The sequence below is a fragment of the Pirellulales bacterium genome (assembly GCA_035546535.1).
Classification (GTDB): domain Bacteria; phylum Planctomycetota; class Planctomycetia; order Pirellulales; family JACPPG01; genus JACPPG01.
The window spans coordinates 32,149-52,102 of the sequence record DASZWQ010000114.1 but is presented as its reverse complement, the minus strand read 5'-3'; the positions used below and the strand labels follow the sequence as shown (position 1 = coordinate 52,102).

Annotated in this window: 10 protein-coding genes; 2 read left to right on the top strand and 8 right to left on the bottom strand. The window is 63.4% G+C overall.

Annotation, left to right across the window (positions count from 1 at the left end; all coding sequences use genetic code 11):
* Window positions 1–13: 13 nt before the first annotated feature.
* Window positions 14–574, bottom strand: a complete 561-nt coding sequence (locus tag VHD36_14590) for a nuclear transport factor 2 family protein (protein HVU88545.1) — start codon at window positions 572–574, stop codon at window positions 14–16.
* Between the two features lie 137 nt (window positions 575–711).
* Complete coding sequence (locus VHD36_14585) at window positions 712–1,410, bottom strand: HAD family hydrolase (protein ID HVU88544.1); 699 nt, start codon at window positions 1,408–1,410, stop codon at window positions 712–714.
* Window positions 1,411–1,816: 406 nt separating this feature from the next.
* Here VHD36_14585 and VHD36_14580 point away from each other — a divergent pair, with 406 nt between their 5' ends.
* Complete coding sequence (locus VHD36_14580; protein HVU88543.1) at window positions 1,817–2,398, top strand: hypothetical protein; 582 nt, start codon at window positions 1,817–1,819, stop codon at window positions 2,396–2,398.
* A 265-nt stretch (window positions 2,399–2,663) separates the two neighbouring features.
* Here VHD36_14580 and VHD36_14575 read toward each other — a convergent pair whose 3' ends face one another.
* The 4 genes from VHD36_14575 to VHD36_14560 all read right to left on the bottom strand — a co-directional run bounded on the left by VHD36_14575 (window position 2,664) and on the right by VHD36_14560 (window position 15,175).
* Window positions 2,664–3,329, bottom strand: a complete 666-nt coding sequence (locus VHD36_14575) for a hypothetical protein (GenBank protein HVU88542.1) — start codon at window positions 3,327–3,329, stop codon at window positions 2,664–2,666.
* A 194-nt stretch (window positions 3,330–3,523) separates the two neighbouring features.
* Complete coding sequence (locus VHD36_14570) at window positions 3,524–4,456, bottom strand: nuclear transport factor 2 family protein (GenBank protein ID HVU88541.1); 933 nt, start codon at window positions 4,454–4,456, stop codon at window positions 3,524–3,526.
* Window positions 4,457–4,726: 270 nt separating this feature from the next.
* The gene (locus tag VHD36_14565; GenBank protein ID HVU88540.1) at window positions 4,727–10,402 is read right to left on the bottom strand and encodes a protein kinase; all 5,676 of its coding nucleotides are present in this window, start codon (window positions 10,400–10,402) and stop codon (window positions 4,727–4,729) included.
* Between the two features lie 111 nt (window positions 10,403–10,513).
* Window positions 10,514–15,175 (bottom strand): hypothetical protein, encoded by a 4,662-nt coding sequence (locus VHD36_14560; GenBank protein HVU88539.1) that lies wholly within the window; start codon window positions 15,173–15,175, stop codon window positions 10,514–10,516.
* 520 nt (window positions 15,176–15,695) lie between these two features.
* On the opposite strand from VHD36_14560, the gene VHD36_14555 reads away from it, so the two are divergent.
* The gene (locus tag VHD36_14555; protein ID HVU88538.1) at window positions 15,696–16,595 is read left to right on the top strand and encodes a hypothetical protein; all 900 of its coding nucleotides are present in this window, start codon (window positions 15,696–15,698) and stop codon (window positions 16,593–16,595) included.
* A gap of 47 nt (window positions 16,596–16,642) precedes the next feature.
* Here the strand turns inward: VHD36_14555 and VHD36_14550 are convergent, their stop codons facing one another.
* Entirely contained in the window at window positions 16,643–18,808 is a 2,166-nt protein-coding gene (locus VHD36_14550; GenBank protein HVU88537.1) for an HlyD family efflux transporter periplasmic adaptor subunit, read from the bottom strand.
* Between the two features lie 114 nt (window positions 18,809–18,922).
* Window positions 18,923–19,816 (bottom strand): HlyD family efflux transporter periplasmic adaptor subunit, encoded by an 894-nt coding sequence (locus tag VHD36_14545; protein ID HVU88536.1) that lies wholly within the window; start codon window positions 19,814–19,816, stop codon window positions 18,923–18,925.
* Window positions 19,817–19,954: the final 138 nt, after the last annotated feature.

Sequence of the window (19,954 nt, the reverse complement as noted above, 5' to 3'; positions counted from 1 at the left end):
ATGTTTCCCTCGGTTAATCTCCGCCCGTGCCATCGGTAATCAGGGTGTTGCAGGGCAAGCTCGGATCGAGCAACTTGCGCGCCACTTCCCGGCCGCGGACCGGCAAGCCCCTCGGATCCAATAACCCTATCTGCACCAGCAGCGAAGCCTGGTCCCAGTAGATTCGCTCGCGGGCGATTTTGTCTTTTTCGAACTCCACGACCACGATCACCGCCAGTTCGACGCTGCGGCCCGTCGGCGGCACGCCCGGCAAGAGCCACGGCATTGCGATGTCATGCGTGAATTTGTGAATCAGCTCATCGACGAGCCGGTCGCGTCCGACGGTGCGTGAAACAAAGACGAAAGTTGCGTCCGCCGGCTGGCAAGGGATGAAATACGTACCATAAAAATGCCTGATCTCCGCCGCGCCCGTTCCACCGGTCAAGATCGGCACATGATTCACGGCCGGCTCGGCAACCATGGTGGCGAGCGTTTCTTCCAGGCTGTGCGTTTGGAATTCAGCCGCGATATGCCGCTCCCAAATATCGACCAACTGTTGCTGGCGGGGATCAAGCTTCGTCGGTTGCGCGCTCATGGGAACCTTGCCGAGAACGAGGTTTTCGCGCATCGTCGACCGGCCGCCGCCGGCCCTGCCGCGACCGCAACTATAGCAACCGGCGCCGCCATCGCGAAATCAAAGCGCCGCGTGCCACCCCGACGGCCGATTGAGCACTAGGCAGCACCAGGCCGGCCACGGAGCGAGGCCCACAGCGTATCGAGCTTCGGGTCGGCCAGTTCGCCGATCGAATCGAGCGTGACGTCGGCCGCCGGATACTTCGCTACTTCCTTTTCATCCAGTGCGTAATGACCTTGCCGCGGGAAGACCGTCGTCACGCGATCCCCCCACGTGTTCTTCACCGCCGTGAGGATGCGCAGCTTATCATCCACCAGCACGTAATGCCGCGCGGGAAAGCTCTGCGCGACGTTGTCGAGCTCTTGCTCTTTGTGGATATAGATCAGCACGTGACCGTCGAACGCTTTCCACAAGCCCGACCGCTCGACCTTGCGCGGCTGGAAGACGACGTCGCCGTCGGAGAGAATCGCCGTGCGGCCGAAGCGGCGGACGTGGGCCACGGCTTCCAGGGCGCCAGGATACACCCGTTCGGCGAATGGATAATCGACCAGGAATGACGACATCCGCAGCATCTGCGGGTTGTACATCTCGTGGCGGCGATAGCGCTGCAGCGCGCCCAGGTAGTCGGCGTAGCCCAACTCGCTGCGCAGCTCCTCGAAGAGCTGCCAATACAGCTTCTGGCTGTTGTCGCCGAACTCCTTCTCGAGATGTGCTGCGAGATCTTTCTGGACGTGATCGTTGTCCAAAAGGGTGTTATCGACGTCGAAAAGAAAGACCAGGTCCGACTCGGTAGTCATAAAGAAGCGCCTGTGTAGGTCGATTCGTGGGTCGGGTAAAAAACCGCCCGGGGAGAGAATGCCGCTTTTTCCCTTTCGGCAGCCGCGCCAAGCTTATTCCACCCGTGTTTAGGTTGTACCGCGGACCGCCTGGGCGTTCGAGGCCCCCGCAGAACGCCACTTTTGCCCTGCCGCTGGGAAAGTGGCAAAATGCAAGAAGCTTTGGCACGCGCCGAGATATGTGCCATGCTTGCGGGAAGGAAACGGGCGGCGTGACACCTATGCGGCGCTGCGCGGTCGTAACGGATTTGCACCCTCTGCCAATCGAATCATCCATCGTCGCAAACCGCGTTTGCCCGACGATGCACAGTCGGAGTCCGCGGCCGCAACGTTCGCATACAAAACTCAGAAGGGACAGGAGCCAATCATGATATCCCGACAGGTGACGACTCTTTCGATCCGCTGCGCAACGGGTCGACGCGCGATCGCGCTATTCGCCGCAGCCATCCTTTCCACGGCTGGAACAAGCGCAAAGGCCCAGGATGTGCCCGACAAGCTGGACCTGCCGGTCGGCGAAGGGCGCATTTACAACCTGACTGACCAACCGTTCGTGTTTCAACTGCACCGCGCCGACGGCGCCGCCTGGACCGAGAGCTACACGATCCCCGCTGGCAAGTACTTTGCCGTGAAGGCCGCTCCCGGCGGAGCGACCGAGATCCAGGGCATCACCGGCAATGGTCGCGGCTATGTGATCATTCGCCACCGCGAGCCGGTCCTGGGTGGTTTCTTGACCGTGAGACTGCCGGCCATGAATCCCGCCAACGGTCAGGTTCAGCCGACATGGTTTGCCGTCAAGGATGCCAATGGCATCTGCCGACTGGTGCAGGAGCCAAGCGTGGCACAGGCCAAGAGCGTGCAAGAAGCTCTGCGGAAACAAACGCCCATGACGCCGCAGGAGATCGAACGCAGCAAGCACATGCTGCGGGCCAACTGGGTGCTGACCGACTGAGCACGCCGCGCGAGTTGGAACAACCACGGCTGTGCCATACTTTTTCGCCGTTAGGCGAATAAGCAGGTCTTGATCGGCGTCCGGGATTCACGCCTGTAAGTAAATTGGCGCGACGGGTGCGTTGGAACCTGGCAGGTTCCGTTGAGCGTTGCTCGCGGCCGAGTCGGCATGCTTCTTCGGCTGCGCCGAAAAAGCATGGCACGGGGCACATGACACAGCGCGATTTGGCTGCCGCCGACGTTACGATTCCAGCGCTCGGGCCGGCTTAGAAGCGGTCGCCGCTCAAGGGCAGCGTCACACCGGCCATGCCGTCCAATCCGTTGTCGAACGCGTCATAATAGTTCGGGTAGTAGTCGGACGCGGGGGTGTAGTTTCTCGGCGCTGGGCCGCGATCCACTCCTTCGGCCACCTGTTCCCGTTGCCGGGAACGGGTTTGCGCCTCGTTGGCGGCGATCATCCGCTGGCGTGAAGTGTCAAAGGTCTTCTGCATCTTGGCCGTCGCCGCGCGCTTCGACGTGACGGCTGCCAGCTTCTGGTCGATTTGCGTCGCATTCATCGACAGCACGTCGGGCAATTGCTGACGAACCTTGCGGGCGTACACCGGCGACGCGACCGACAATGTCTCGGTGAGGTATTCTTGCGCGTCGATGGCATGCTGATTTTCTAGCACCTCGAGCTTCGTGTGCAGTTCCGCCAGGAAACGCTGCAACTGGGCGGCCGTCATGCGCTTGATGCCCACCTCGAGACGCAAACGCGTGCGGGCAACCTGCTCGGCATCGTAAAGCGATTGCTTCGTCAGCCATTCCTGGAAGCGTTCGATCGTTTCACGCCATTGGTCGCTCTTGAGGATTTGCTCGCGGGCGGCCAGTTCCGCGGCGCTCGGCGCCGCGACCGGCGCCTTGCCATCGGCTTGCGTCGCCGGTTTCGCCACGGCAGCAGATGCGGAACTTGCAGCAGCCGGCTTCCTGGACGGCGGCGCAGCTTGTGCCCCGTCACATGAAGTCCCCCATCCGGAAAGAACCGCCCACATCACAAGCGTTTGAATCGGCGCCATCCATTTCGCGCGTTTGCACAGATAGCGAACCATAGTTTCGCTCCTTGACCCCAGGATGACGCGGAAAATGCTTACTGCGACTCTACCTTTTTCTTATTCGGCTGGCGGGTGGCACGAAAACGAATATCGGGGGTGGGCGCGCCGTCCACGCGGTCGTCAATCGACTCCCAGATGGACGTATTTTCGTCAACTTTGCTGTAGAAATTCGTAGACGCCGTACGCTGGCCGTCCGGTAACACGCCCGTCGTGCTAACGACCCAGGCGTCGCCGTCTTTCGACCATGTCCCCTGGGCGTAGCCTCCCTGGGAATCATATACAAAGGAATGAATTCGTTCGTGGATCGGGTCCCAGCCGATCCATTGTGTGGCTTCCAGCGCCCTGTCGACTCCCTTCAGGTGCACCTTCAGGTGCCGCAGAATATACGCCTTCTGCGGGCCCCAAACGCAGGACACTTCGGCCGTTCCCTGTGGCCCCTCGGCCGTCCAATCGCCCAGCATCCATCCCAGTTCCTTGAAGTGACTCTCGGTCGCTGGTGCCCGATAGGGGGACTCGCGAACGCCATCGATCAACCATTTTCCGTCTTTTTTCACCCACAAGGCGCAATAGCGTCCCAGCTTCGGATGATCGCCTTCGACGTCGGGGCGCTCGACCGTACCGTCCTCGACGGCCACGTCGGGCGTGATGACGCGAATCGCCAAGGTCTCGGTCCTGGGGGCCGGCCGAGCCATGTGACCGTCGTCGCGCGCCTGCTTCCTGGCACGAATGATCGATGCCTGAATCTTGAAGGCCCGCCCCTTGTAATCGACATAATCGGCATCGGGCGACCAAAAGGCGGCCATCGCCTCGGTATCGCCCGACTCGACCGCCTTGCGATAAGCGTCCGCCGCGGTGCGAACCGCCGCTTCTTCCTGGCTCGTATCGCGAGTCGTCGTTGGCGGCGCCGATTCCTGCGCACAGGCCGGCGCTTGCGCACCAGCCAATATCAGGGCCAACAAAAGTCCCATTTCCCCTAGTCGCAACGGATTTTGCACTACAGATGCCAATGGTGCTGGTCCCTTCATGAGTCCTCGGTTGTCGGTTGTCTGGCTTTGCGGGTGACACATGCGCCGTTTGCACCGCGTTCACCTCCGCGCATCGACTACGGCATTTTACCTTGCCGTCGATCAGCCGTGGAACCAGAACCCAGGAGAGTCTGCGTGCCTGGCGTGGGTCGGACTAGAGTGCCGCGTCGATGCCCCGGGCACGATCCGGCCGGCGGCAAACTGCCACTCGCCTTATTGCCAGTCAACGGCGGGCCAGACGATGGCCGTGCCATCGCGGCTGCTGGTCAGCAGCAGCTTTCCGTCCGGCGAAAACGCCACCGACGAGACTTCCTGCGAGTGCTGTTTCAGGTGCAGGATTTCCTTGCCGTTCTTGGCGTCCCACAGCTTCACGGCATTGTCCTGGGCTCCCGTGGCCGCGCGCGTGCCGTCCGGCGTAAAGGCCACACTGGTCACTGGCGCCGTATGCCCTTCGAGTAATAGCAATTGCTTGCCGGTGGCGGCGTCCCAGATGCGCACGGTGTTATCTTCGCTGCCGGTGATGATGCGCGTGCCGTCGGCCGAGAATTCAGCGGCCAGGACGGCCCACTCGTGGCCTTCGAGCACGGCCAGAGATTCGCCGGTCTCGGCGTCCCACACCCGCGCCGTCTTATCGCTCGAGGCGGTGACCACGCGCTTGCCGTCTGCGGAATACCGGGCCGAACGAACCGTGTCCTGATGGCCGGCGGCGTTTTCGTCCGTCGGCAACGACAACAGCAACTTGCCCGTCTTCGCGTCCCAGATCTTCGCCGTCGCGTCGTCGCTTGCCGAAAGCAGGCGGGAGCCGTCGGGTGAGTACATCACCGAATTCACGTACTTCTCTGGCGAGGCGACAATCTTCAGTTCGACATTACCGGTTTTTGCATTCCAGATTTTGATCGTGCCGTCCCAACTGCACGTGGCGGCGTGCTGGCCATCAGGCGAGAACGCCCCTGCCGCGACCGCGCCATGAGGACTGTAGGACATCACTTCACGGCCATTGTCGACACGCCAGAGCGTCGCGTCATTGCCGCCCGCCGTCGCGACGTGAGTGCCGTCGGGCGAAAACACGGCGGTCCAAACCGCGCTATGACCGGTGTCGACCAAGGCGCCGTGCGCGTGTTGCGGTCGGGGGTTTTTCACTTCCATGCCGCTGGCCAGGTCCCACAAGCGCACCTTGTTGTCGGCACAAGCCGTTAGCACGCGGCGACCGTCGGCCGACAGGGCCACTGACGAAATCGCGCAATTTCCCGCGTCGATATCGCGCACCACGCGCGGCCCATCGAGGTTCCACAAACGAATGTGCTTGTCGGCACAGGCCGTGATGGCAAAGCGTCCTTCCCAGGAGGTGGTCATGGCCGTGACGCCGTCAGGATGCTTGAGCACTTGCGCCGGCAACTCCTGGCCGGTCGCGACGTCCCATTGTCCGACGGAATTGTCACTGCTGGCCGTGAGTACGCGCTTTCCGCTCGCCAGGAAATGGGCGGCCGTGATCTTGCGACTATGGCCCGAGAGCAGGTGCAATTGCTTGCCTGTCGCGGCGTCCCAGATACGACCACGTCCCACGGCGTCGCCCGTGAACAACAGCTTGCCGTCGGTCGAAATGGCAACCGCCGTGACTTCCGAGCGATGGCCTGCCAGCTTGTGCAACGTGTTGCCGGTGGCGACGTCCCACAACAGGGCATCATTTCCTTCGCCGCCCGAAAGCATCAGCCGGCCGTCGCGCGAAAGAGCGAAGATGCCGCCGCGGCCGGTGTGTTCGAAATGCCGCAGCTCGCCCCCGGTGACGGCATCCCACACACGAATTGTGTCATCGCCCGCCCCCGTGAAGACCCGGCTGCCGTCCGGCGAAAAGGCTACGGTCGAAACCAGGAATGCATGCCCCTCGCTGAGCGTCGTGGCCTCGCGGCCGACGACGAGATCCTGAATCTTGGCCGTACGATCGCGGCTGACCGTGATGATCTGCTTGCCGTCGGGTGAGAATGTCGCTCCCAGGAGCGCATCGTCGTGGCCGCCATATAAGCGGAATTCCTCGTAATGCGTCACGTCCCAGATTTTCGCCTGATGATCGTAACCGGCCGACAGCACGAACTGGCCGTCGGGCGAGAACGAACAAGAACGCACCCAGCCCGCATGGCCGCGCAACGTCTGGCGACAGACAGCGCTAGCAACGTCCCACAACCTTACCGTGTTATCGTGGCCGGCCGTGAGCAGAGTTTTGCCGTCCGCTGAAAAGCGCACACAGCGCACCGGCGCGGCATGACCGACGAAGGCAACGTAGTTCGTGGGCACGCCCGATTGCTGGCTCAAAAGCGTGCTGAAGTCGAACGGCCGCACCTGGTCAGGCCGCCACAGCAGAACGCGCTTGTCGTAGCCGGCCGTGGCCACGAAATGCCCGTCGGGTGAGAAGACGGCCGCATAGACCGGTCCGGCGTGTCCCGTGAAAGGAGCGCTCTTTTCGTCGGAATCGACCGACCAGACGATCGCCGTGCCGTCCTGGCTGGCCGTGACGACATGGCTTTCGTCCGGCGAGAAGGCGGCCGACCACACCCACCAGGTGTGTCCTTTGAATTGACGGACCTGCTGGCCGGTGGCGACGTCCCACAGTCGGGCGGTCTTGTCATAGGAGCTACTCAACAGCCGCTGACCATCGCGCGAGAAAGCCACGCTGAGCACGGCGTCGGTATGACCGTCGAACGAGCGAATCTCGACGCCCGACGCCGCGTCCCACAACTTCAATTCGCTCGCTTTGTCGTTGCTGCCGGTGGCAATGAAGCGACCGTCGGGAGAATAAGCGACGGCGTGCACATAGCGGCCGTGCTTCAATTCTCGTACGGGCTGCCCGGTCGCCACGTCCCAGATTCGCGCCACCCCTTCCCAACTGCCGGTCACCACGTGCTTGCCGTCGGGCGAGTAGCTGACCGCATCGATCGGGCCCTGTTCGCGGAACGTCTGCGCGCTTTGGCGGCAGAGGTGCATCAACCGACCCCATTCCCAATTTCGCAAATGGGATTGGCACTCGTTGAGCAGTTGCTGCGCGTAACCGAAAGCGTTTTCGTCGATCTTGGCGGCCACCAGGCCGATCGAAGCGATGTAGGCGTCGTATTCCTTCTGCAGACGCAGAGCCTCTTCCTGCGCACGCAGCCTGGCTTCGGCCCGCTCGGCATCCACGGCGACTTGCCTGGCTTTGACGGCGGCTTCCTCAGCTTCGACCGCGGCTTGCTTAGCCATGATGGCTTTGTCGCGATCGGCCGTTGCCTGGTTCTCCGCAGCCTGCGCCCGCGCGCGTTGTTCTTTGGCCACTTGCTCCGAGGCGACCGCCTGGTCGCGCTGTTTCTCTGCCTCCTTTTCGGCGATCCGAGCGTTCGTGGCTTCGTTGTCGGCGCGGGCGGCTTGGGCCTTGGCCTCTTCGCGCTGCGCCCGGATGGCGAAGAATGCCACCGTGACGATGACCACCACCGTAGCCACGAGGGCCCGCGCGGCGCGCACCACGAGCTTGAATCGCCTGTTTCGTACGTCACGGTCGCGCTGCGCCGCGGTGACGTGCGTGCGCAGTTCGGCGTATGAAGCCTCGTCCGGATCCAACAGCGAGGCCGCCAGGTCCAAGTCCCCCTTGGCCACGGCACTTTCGGCATAAGATCTCTTGGCGACGATCAGGCGGGATCGGGCACGCTCGTTGCCATCCCACAGGGATAGCGCTTCCTGGAAGCCGAAAACGGCCCGGGCATAATCCTGGTAGTCGTGCGATTGCTCGGCCTTGGCCAGGTCCTCGGCGGCCCGGTCCGAGAGCAAGATGCTTTCCGAATGCGAATGGTACAGGCGAATCGCCGATTGGAATTCGATGACGCTTTCGTAGCGTTCGCTGATTTCCGTTGCCATGGCCCGGCGGGCAATGTCCATCAGCTCGCCGGTAACTTCGGTGGGCTGAATTTCATTGCGCGCCACCGCGTACAGGCAGCTCATCACGTCCTTGCCGGCATGCGGGGGCTTGCCGGTTAGAATTTCGTACAGGATGGCTCCCAGCAAGTAGACGTCGCTGGGCACGCCGATGCGTTCCAGTGGCCCGCTGGCCATTTCCGGCGACATATAGGCGGGCGTGCCGCCCATGCCGCCCGATTGCGTGATCGAACCCAAATGGCGAAAACGTGGCGCCAATAATGCCAGTCCCCAGTCCATCACCAGCACTTCGCCGAAGTCGCCGAGCATCACGTTTTCGGGCTTCAGGTCGCGATGGATCACCCCGCGCGAGTGAGCGAACGCCACGGCGTCCGCCACCTTCATGAGGATCTCGACATTCTCGCTAAGGCTCTTCTTCTTCAGCACCTTGATCCACGGCGTCCCCTCGACCCGCTTCATCGAGTAGAACAGCGCGCCCGACTCGTTCGAACCCAGATCGTAGATGGGCACGATGTTCGGATGATCGAGGTCGCCAGTGACCACGGCTTCGGACAGGAATTTCTGACGCTGGTCGGCGTCGCCGGCCATGTCGCGGCGAATCATCTTGATGGCCACGGTACGATCGATCGATGCCTGGCGGGCGGCGTAAACCACGCCCATGCCCCCCTTGCCGATCGTGTCGAGCAATTCGTAGTCGGCGCCGTCGGGCGCCGGTTCCTCGGGCGCGCGCACCGTACGCGAACGCACCACCAGGTGTGTTTGCGATGCCGAGCCAGGTGACGCGGCCTTGATGGTCATGCCTGGGCGCGCCTCGGGCGAGATCGTCGCTTCCCACATGCCGGTCAGGCGTTCGATCTCTTCGGCCGGCAGTTCGTCGGCATTGAGCGTCGCGCCGATGCCGTGGGTGGCGCGCGGATCGCGCTTTTCCTCGGCGTCGTCCTCGACGAAGGCAAATGTGTAGTCGCTATCCGTGACCGGGCGCGGCGCGTCGGGGCCCGAGGACGCCGCCGCAGCGGTCGCCAGATCGGCCGAATCGAGGGTCAGGCCCGTCGCGATCGTTGGACGCGAGTAGGGAGGTTGCGATTCGTCGGCGGCGTTCTCCGGTTCCGCGGGCGTGAAGGCAATCGTGAAATCGCTGTCCGACAGACGGCGCGTGCCGGTCGGATCATCCTCGTCGACATCGGGATCGATTCGCTCGGGCCCGATGGCGCCCGCGATGGGCGACGAGGGCTCATCGAGAAAGCCTGCGTCATCTTCGACAAAGGCGACCGTGAAGTCACTGTCGGTCACCGCGCGCGTCGCGTTGGGATCATCCTCGGGGACCACGCTCGGGACGCCGATAACGCCGGCGATCGGATCATCGACCGCTTCGGGCGGCGTAAAGGCGATCGTCAGGTCGCTGCTGGTGATCGTGCGCGGGCCGCCGGATTCGGCGTCCCCACCTTGCGGCGGAGCCGAGTCGCCTGGCGCCAGATCGCCTGGCTCGGCATCCAAAAGCCCGCCTTCGAACGCGATCGTGAAATCCTGTTCGCCGATGGTGCGAGGGCCTGCCGCTTCGTCCTCCTCCTCGGCAAAGATGAGCGGCTCCGGGTCGACCGGCTCGATGACCAGCTCGGCCTCTACTTCAGCATCGAGCGGCTCGAGGTCAGCTAGTTCGAGTTCAGGAACGTCGAGCTCCGGTGCCTGCGGATCGGGCGTCTTGAGTCCGCCGGGCTCAGTCGCCGGAGGCTTCGTGCCGGCCGTGTCATCGAGAAATGTCGGCTGCGTGTGCTGGTACGTGAGAACGTTCTCGCGCGAGTAGGTTTGCGAATCCTTATCGCTTTTCTCGATCGAGTGGCCGCCGCGCGTGCGATCGACAATCCGGCGGAAGAAGGCGCGGACGCTGCGTTTTGGCTTGGAGGTCGAAGCAGCCGCCGTGTCTTCAGAGACGGGCGCGGCACCGGGCTCGATGAACTCAGCCTCGACAAAGCCGGAATCGACCGTGGCCGCCGACATTAGCCCCAACTGCGCATCGCAACCTGGGCAGCGCTCGACCGCGCCTTCAAGAGCCGTGTTGCAGAATGGACAGGAAGTCATAAGTTGCCGGTCAGCGAATGTCCTACAGAATCAGCGGGGATGACGCGGTGTTGGCCGGTCGAGCAAACGCCGCAGGCGGCGCCGCAAGCGCGACGGTCGTGACAGGGCGTCGGCCGGTGCTTGCGTCAGTTCTTCGTCCACACGTTGAGCCCAGGTTCCGGCGCTCCAGGTCGAACTGATGGCGATCGCCGCCACGGCCGGAACAAACAGCGCCCGGTAGCGATCCGCCGTCGCACGTTCGGCGGCGTTCACATTCGATAAGGCGTTCGAAGAAACGGGCCCCGGGGCCACGAGAGGGGACGGCAGCGGATTCAAAAGCTCGCCGTCGGCTTCCGCATCGACCGAGACATCGCTACGCGATTGATCGAACGCATCGGGCTGTCCGATCGCGACCGGCGCGGCTTCGTCAGCTTCGCCGGCAACTTGTTCTTGATCGTCCATGCGATCGAGATGCGATGTCGGCGGACGATCTTGGGTTCCCTCCGATTCGTCCGTCGGGTCGATCGGTTTGCCGCGGCGCACGACCACGTCCATGATCATGCGCTCGGTCCCCTGCTCGACGTAGTACAGCCGGTAATGATCGTCAGGCAGCTTGGCAAAGAGCGCCGTCAAATTGTTGAGCACGTCGACCGGCAGGATCACGACGCCGCGTTCCGTTGCCGCCTCGGCATCGAAGGTTCGCAGCGCCACCACGGCCTTGGTGTCGGCCAGCCCCTGCCCTTGCGGCGGACGCACGTCGAACTGCACGGTGGTAAACGTGAGCACGATCGGCTGGGCACTGCCCATATCGACGTGCTGGCCGCCGTTTTCGAAATGCGGAATGTTATTTTCCTGTTGGACGTAGAAAAACGCCAACGACCCGCCCAGAGCTCCCAGACCGGGCACGGTCGAGGTGTTGCTGGCGGTGGCCGATAGGTTCGTATCGCTACTGACGCGAACCGAGACCGTGATGGGACCGGAGGGATCGGCCGGATTCGGCGGCACGTCGTAAAAGTGCGAGATCTGGAAGTTACCCTGCGGCACGTTCTGGATCACCTGGACGGTATCTTCCCAGTTGATCGTGAGCGTCAGCGGGCCCGGGCCCGGGTGGCTGATGTTGCCCGAGATCGTCAGGATGCCGTTCGAGCCGAGATTCGTCCCGGTGTAGTTGATCAACGTCGGATTCACGTCGTGTACCGTGATGGCGGTGGCCGACGTGCTCAGCCCGGTGTGGTTGTCCACGATCGTGATCTGCACCGGATTGACCTGGTTCGGATCGCCGCGGCGATTGTCATCGAACAAGTGCGAGAGCGTGAAATTCGTCGACCCGGCCGGCAGCGCGATAACCTGCGGCGCCGTTTCATCACCCCAGTTGACGGTCATCGTGAACGAATCGGCCGGACCGGGATCGAAGATCGTGCCGGTCAACACCGCCACGTTGTTGATCACCATGTCGTTCGGCGTGATCGAGAGGTTGCTGATCGTCGGCGGCACATCAGTCACGGCGAGCGACGTATCGCCGGTCGTCGTCTTGCCGAAGGCGTCGGTCACCGAGACGTGAATGTTTTGGATTTCGGTCAGGGCCGCGTTCGCGTTCTCGTACAAATAGGTATGCGTTGCCGAGAACTGCCCTTGGGCGTTCACTTGAACCGTCTCGGCCGGGCTGCCGTCGCCCCAGGTCACGGTCACTTCCATCGGGAATGCGCCGGGGCGAAGACTCGCGAGCGTACCGGTGAGCGTCGTCGACGATCCCTGCAACACATCCGGGGCCGAAAGATTGGTCAAAATCGGGTAAGGATTCAGGCTCGCGACCGAAATCGTCTGCGGCGCCGACGAGGCCGTCTGGTTGATCGCCGCATCGGTGGCCACGGCCACGACGGTTAGATCGAAATTCTGCGAGACGTTGCTGTCGGGCATGGTCAACGTCAGCCCGGCCACCTCGGCCTCGGTCAGTGTGTAGCTCGATTGCCCTGAGTGATCGTTGCCCAGGCCGTCGTGCAATACGGCGTCGGTCGGCACGCCCGAGACGTTGAACGTGAGCACTTCGGGCTTGTTGCTGTCGGTGAGCGCGCCCGAGATACCGATCGAAATCGGCAGGCCGTTGAATCCACTGGCGGGGCTCGTGACGGTGAGCGTGGGGGCGTGCACGACCGGCGCGACGGTAATGGCCACGGTATCCGTGTCCGTCAACGGACCGCCGACGCCCGTGGCCCCTAGATCGTTCGACTTCATCGTGAGCGTGTCGGGACCGAAGTACGCAAACGTGGGCGTATACGTCAGGCCGTGCGACAGCTCGTTCGTAATCTGCGAGGTCGTGCCGAGGATGATCACCGTGTTCGTACCGTTACCGGTGATGACCGTGCCGTCGGGCATCAGAATCGCGCCGCTCGGCTGAGTGACGCCGCCCGTCGTGTCGACCGAGAGCGTGCCGTGCGAAACGGTGAGTTGCGTCGTAATCGGCGATGAACCGGAATCCGGATCCGAAACCGACAATCCGCCGATCACCACCGGCGTGTCTTCATTGGTCGTCTGCGGTCCAGGTACCACGTTCACCGGCGGCTTATCGACCTGGAGCACCGTAATGGCCACGGTGTCCGTGTCCTTGAGCGGTCCTCCCAAGCCGGTGGCGCCCAGGTCGTTCGAGGTCACGGTCAGCGTATCGCCGCCAAAGTAATCTGCGGCGGGCGTGTAGGTCAGACCCTGCGAAAGCTCATTGCTGATTTGCGCCGTGGTGCCGGTGATGATCAGCGTGCTGGTGCCATTGCCCGTGATCACCGTGCCGTCGGGCAGCAGGATCGCCCCGCTCGGTTGCGTAACACCGCCGGTCGTATCGACGGTCAACGTTCCGTGCGTCACGGTGAGCTGGGTCGTGATCGGACTTGTGCCCGAATCGGGGTCGGAAACCGACAATCCGCCGATCACCTTCGGTGTGTTCTCAAGCGCGGTTTGCGGGCCTGGCACGGCATTCACCGGCGGCTGATCGACTTCGAGCACCGTGATGGCCACGGCGTCGATGTCTTTCAGCGGTCCGCCCAAGCCGGTGGCGCCCAGGTCGTTCGACGTCATCGTCAACGTGTCACCGCCGAAATAATTCGCGGCCGGCGTATAAGTCAGACCGTGCGACAACTCATTGCTGATTTGCGTCGTGCTGCCGGTGATGATCAAGGCATTCGTGCCGTTGCCGGTGATCACGGTGCCATCGGGCAGAAGGATCGCGCCGCTGGGTTGTACAACGCCACCGGTCGTGTCGACCGACAGCGTGCCATGCGCGACGGTGAACTGCGTCGTGATCGGATTGGAACCAGAATCGGGGTCCGAAACCGATAGTCCACCGATCACCAGCGGCGAGTTTTCGTGCGCCGTTTGTGGACCCGGCACGACGTTCACCGGCGGCTGGTCCACCTGAAGCACCGAGATCGCGACGGTATCGACGTCCTTGAGAGGCCCGCCCAGGCCAGTGGCGCCCAGATCGTTCGAAGTCATCGTCAGCGTATCGCTGCCGTGGTAGTTCAAGCCTGGCGTATAGGTCAGACCCGCGGACAACTCGCTCGTGATTTGCGCCGTAGTACCCGTGATGATCAGCGTGCTCGTGCCGTTGCCCGTGATCACCGTGCCATCCGGCATGAGGATGGCGCCGCTCGGCTGCACGACGCCGCCGGTGGTATCGACCGAGAGCGTGCCGTGGGCGACGCTCAATTGCGTAATGATCGGATTGCTGCCCGAGTCGACGTCCGACACCGACAAGCCGGAAATGACGAGCGCCGCATTTTCGTTCGTCGATTGCGGGCCCGGCACGACATTCACCGGCGGATCATCGACCGCCGCGACCGCGATCGCCACGGCATCGACATCTTGCAGGGGCCCGCCCGAGCCCGTAGCGCCGAGATCATTCGACGTCATCGTGAGCTGGTCGGCGCCGTTGTAATCCAGATTCGGCGTATAGGTCAGGCCTGCCGAAAGTTCGCTGGTAATTTGCGAAGTGCTGCCGGCAATGATCAGCGTATTGGTACCATTGCCGGTGATTACCGTGCCGTCGGGCATCAGGATCGCGCCGCTCGGCTGCGCGACGCCGCCGGTGGTATCGACGGACAGCGTGCCGTGGTTGACCGAGAATTGCGTCGTAATCGGATTCGATCCGGAATCAGGATCCGAAACCGACAGCCCCGTGATCACGTGCGAGGTATCTTCGTTAGTCGTTTGTGGACCTGGCACCACGTTGACCGGCGGCTGATCAGCGGCCAGGCCGAAACCGGTGACCATCTCGAGCGCCGCGACCTGCGCCGTGGCGGCCGGCGTCACGTCCGCGTTGGCGGTTGCGTCGGCCGCGTCCGTCGAGTCACTGCCGCTGTCGTCGTTCTTTGCGGAGTCGTGGCCGCCACTGCCGTGACCCGCATGCGCGGTGAGGGCGATCATCTCGGCCGAGAAATTTCCGTAGCTCGGCCCGCCGTATGTGATTCGCGCCAGATTCTGGACATCGTTCCCGGCCTGATCGTGGCTCGCGGCATGGGCAGACGTGTGCGCTTCGGTGCCGCTATCTTTAGGCGTCGGAGCGGGCGCCACGGCCACCGGCGCGGCGTTGAGCAGGCGCCGTTCTTCGAGCCGATGGACGTAGAGCGCAGGGAACAATTCCTCCTCGCTCTGCTGCCATGAGGCCTGGCCGGGTCGACGCTGAGAAGAGACACCAAGACGGTCCAAGAGCTCGCGCAGTGTCATTGCTGTCTGCCGCTTTTTTTGCCGTGATGTGAGCCGGGCCGCAGCGGGACGCGTAACACCCGCGCCGAGCGACGATTTTACGACGCCAACGCGAACCCACGCGCCCAGAACCGGGCTGATACCTATCTACGGCCGCCGCCCCGACCTTGATCTTGCCAGGCTATGCGCCGCGCCGCTTCTGGCAGGCTCTGTTCCGCGCGCGGCGTAGACCTCGATTATCAGGACGAATCTCCGTAACTGTCAACGATTTTGTCGCCGTAACGTGCTTCGGCAGCGGACCTTTTGGCTCCTGCCATCCCTACATTCGCGCGCGAGATTCGAGCGAGAAATCGCGCCTTCCGCTGGGCGGGTCTGGCCGAGGGTGATTCCACGACAAGCCGGCGGCCAGGGAGTAAATCCTGTTGAGATAGGAGGTTTGCGTCATTCCCCTGGGCCGGAACGTGCGAACTGCAATTCAGCACAGGCCGATCTCTGGCCGATAGAACCCCTACACCCTTCACGATTCGTACACGTTACCACCATGCGGCACGACGCATTGCCAACGATTGCCGTCGGCCAAGAACGCCCGGCTCGTGGTGCGCGCCGCGCGGTGGCAAGGCCGCGGCTGTTAGTCGTCGGTGTCTTGCTGACGGGTTTGTTTCAGAGTGCATCGACAGCCGTCGCCGATCCGCCAGGTTCGCTGCAATTTGTCCCGGCCGGTCTTCCCGCATCACAGGGGTCCGTGTTGCGGATGTCGACGGTCGAGCAGGCGCCGCGCGATGTCGGTCAACCACTGCAAGCGATCAACTCCTCGGAACTGCGGCTGGCTCCCATGGGGTTGCCGACATCCCGGGTCCAAGTTCGACCCACCGCGCTATTGAACCAACCTGACGCGCCACGGTCCCCCTCGGCGCAGCCGATACCGCTTCCTCCGCCCAGCGAGACGATTGCGCCGGCTAGCCCGACCGGTCCCGTGTCGCCGCCAACTTACGGTGACTACGGCATCCGCCCGATTGGGTCGCTGACGATCAACATTCTGCCCAAGGAAGGGCAAGTTCCGCGCGAGACCGATCCCACGTCCACGCTCGATCGCGAGTTTGGCGCGACGGAATATCAGCGCATACCGCTGAATTACTCGTATTACTGGGAATCGCCGGCCTTCTTCAATCAGCCGTTGTACTTCGAGCAACCCAATCTCGAGCGCTACGGCTACGACTGGGGCATCGGCCAGTTCTGGATCTCGGGCGCGCAGTTCTTCGTCAAGATTCCATTGCTCCCCTACATGATGGTCGTCCACCCGCCGCGTGAGCGCGTCTACTCGCTCGGGTATTACCGGCCGGGCAGCCGCGCGCCGTATCAGATCAACTGGCCGGAAGTGCGTCTCGACGCCATCTCGATGGAAACGGCCTACATCGTGGGCCTGTGCTTCTTGATCCCGTAGGCGGTTTCGCCGATCGTTCGGGCTTCGCCTCTGGCGTTTGCGCTGCGCTACACGGAAAAATGAAACGATCCGCGCAGCCAGCGGCGAACGCGTGCCACGACCGACTCGGCCGGACAGTGAATGCGCACCCGGCCTGGCGCGCCTAAGAGCACCGTCCGATCCGTCGTGTCCAGGACGATGCGCACCTGGTACGAGGCCGACAACGGCCGCGCGATGCCCGTGGAATCGGTACGGGTTGCTAACTCGCCTGTCTTGGCGAGCCGCCGCGGCGCGATATCGACGTCGACTTCGGCAACCTCCTTGACGGTGCCGAGGAGAATCGTGCCGGCCGCCTGGTCGACCTTGATGTCGACGCGCTCGCCCACGGCCAGCCGATCGATGTCGGCCTGATCGACCGTGGCCACGGCCTCGACGCGTTGCGGGTCGCCTATCAGGCAAAAAAGTGTGCCGACCTCTAGAAATGCGCCCTGGTTTCGCGCGAGCATTGGCGTCCCGCGCCACGTCGGCAGCGATTCGGGCAGCACGGGCTGCGCGTTCCACTCCGGTGGTAGTACGGTTCCGGCGATCGGTGCCCGCAGCACGAGTCGCTCGCGATCGGCAGTGCGCTTGGCGAGACGCTCTTCGACGTCGGCGAGCGCCTCGCGTGCGGTGGGAATCTCGGCGGCAGCGGCGCGATCCTGCCCGCGGCGCCTTTCCAGATTTGCCAAGCGCGAACGCTGCTGATTGCGCTCGCCCGTCAGGCGTGCGAGTTCCAGGTCCAGATCGGGGTTTGTCAGGCGCGCGAGTGTCTCGCCTGCCTGCACCGCCTGCCCCGCCGCGACGGCGAATTGCAGCGTGCCCGCTTCGGATACGTAGACCCTCTGAGCGTCTTGCGGTTCGATCACCACCGGTGCCGTGACCCGCACCGGCAGGGGGACGAGCACGAGCGCCGCCAGGAGCGAGAGAGTCAGAACCCCCACCGCGAAAAGGCGTGCGGCCGGCACTTTTGGTCCCACCGTGGGCGTGCGGGCAAAACGCCAGCCGCGCGCGAGCGGGCTCGCAATCATGCCGCCCAGCACGCTCGCGCCGAGCGCGACGGCGAGCGTCTCCAACCGATAGGGCAAAAGTGCTCGATAGCAGAACCACAGCAACAGGGCCACCAGCACAAAACGATAAGCCGTAGCGGCAACGCCGTAGGCGAGCAGGAAAACGTATCGCCATCCGGTCCACTCGCTGCGGGTTCGCGAACGCTGCCCCAGCAGCACGCGCGCGGCCAACGTCCGGAGCGCCGTCGACGATTGTTCGGCCAGGTTCGGTATCTCGATCAAGTCCGAGAGGACGTAGTAGCCGTCGTAGCGCAATAGCGGATTGCCATTGAACAAGAGCGTATTGATCGAGCCGACGAGCATCACGTTAAAGCACAAGGCCTTGAAGAGCCCCGGCTCGCTCGACCACCACAGGGCGGCGGCCATCGCGGCCAACACCACCTCGACGTAAATGCCCGCCGCGGCCACCGCCGCGCGTCGCCATTTACTGGCAAACATCCAGGAATCGGAAACATCGCAATACAAGCAAGGGGCAAACACGAGGAACATCGGCCCGATTTCGGTACACTCGCCGCCGAAACGCCGGCACGCCAAGGCGTGCCCGAATTCGTGTAGCACCTTCACCAGCGAAATGGCGGCCACGGCCAGCACAGCATTGCGCGGCGTGAGGTAGTTCTGCCAGTCGGGCAACCGCGCGGCAAAGCGCGCGACATGCGTGGCCATGACCGCCAGCATGGCGATCGCCAGCGACGCCCCCGCAAGCAGCGCCGTGCGCGAGAAGAACAAAGCCGCCAGTGGTTGCAGATACTCCAGAAACCGCGTGGGATTGATCCCCGGCAGCCGAATCGACAACAGATTCGTGACGCTGGCCAGCCGCCGCCGCCGCAGTGAAGCCCCGGCGCGGTCGAGCAGTTGCGTGCCCTGTCCGGCGGCGGCCGAGACGATCAAACCGTCGCGGTGCAGCCGCGCCAGAAAGCCTTGCAAGCCCTCGGGCGTGAGACGGCGCGGCGCAAAACGCTGTTCAAAACGGGCCATGATCTCGGCCGCGCTCGCGCGGCCGTCGAGCATTTCCAGCACGGCCAATTCCTCGTCGCGCAGTCGAAAATATGCCAGCGCCACTGGATCTTTGATGGCCCAACTGCGACGACCAGCGACCGATTGCGGCACGACGACCAGGTCCGGGCGCATGCGCACGGCCAGTGCCCGACGGCTAGCAGCGGCAGATTGTCGAGCAAGCGTGGTCACGGGTGTGTCAAATGACGAATGTCGAAATTCAAATGTCGGATCCTGCCGAAATCGCGCTCAATTCGCCGCCGCCGGGCGCGGAGTGTCGGCCGGTAGCGGGCCGATCGTGAGCTTGCCATGTACGCCGGGGCGCAACTGGCCGTCGCGGTTTTCCACCTCGGCCCACACGCGCACCTGGCCGTTCACCGGATCGACTTCGGGACTGACGAAAACGATCTTGCCCGAGAATTCCGCGCTCCTGTCTCCCTTGCCATCGATAGACAACTTGACCGGGCGGCCGGCGAGTGAGCCCGCCGCCTGATGGGCATCGAGAAACGCTTCCACGCGCAGCCGATCGATGCGCACGACGCGGAACATGGTTTCACCGGGTTCCACCCATTCCCCGGGCCGTTGATTGATCTCGACCACCATGCCGTCGAGCGGTGACTTGATGCGCAGCCGTTCGAGGGTCCACGCGGCATAGTCCAGCTCGTTCTGCTTGAGCCGCTCGGTGAAGCCGGCGACCTTCAACTCTTCCTGCGCTTGTTCGACTTGCAATGCCGCGCGCTCGGCCTCGAGACGCAGCCGGTCAAGCTCGGTGGCCGAGACACTCTTTTTGTATTTCTCCATCGACTCGCTGGCGCGGCGAAGCTCGGCGCGGGTGACCTCGGTCGATTTCTGGGCGAAGCGCACGTCGACGTCATTCGCGGCCTCGGCCCGGGCGACGTCGAGCTCGATTTCAGCCCGCTTCTTGGTCAATTGGGCCTGCGTGTCGTCGAGGTGGGCGAGGGCATCGCCGACGGCGACAATTTGGCCTTCACGGACATTGATCACGGCCAGCACGCCCGCCTCGCGCGCTGGCACCTCGGCCTGCTCGATCAACGTGACCAGGGCTTCCTCGACCACGATCGAATCATCGGCCGCCGCAGCATCGGGCGCTAACAGCAGGCACATCGTAGCGAGCCACTGCATGGCGATCTCCGCGTGTTCTGGCGTGAAATGCTAATTCGTCCGACGGCGTATTAATATCCTCGATCGGGTGCCACTGGTGGCTCGCCCACCAGTGCAGAACTCCACATAGGCACTGGTAGACAAGCTACCAGTGGCACC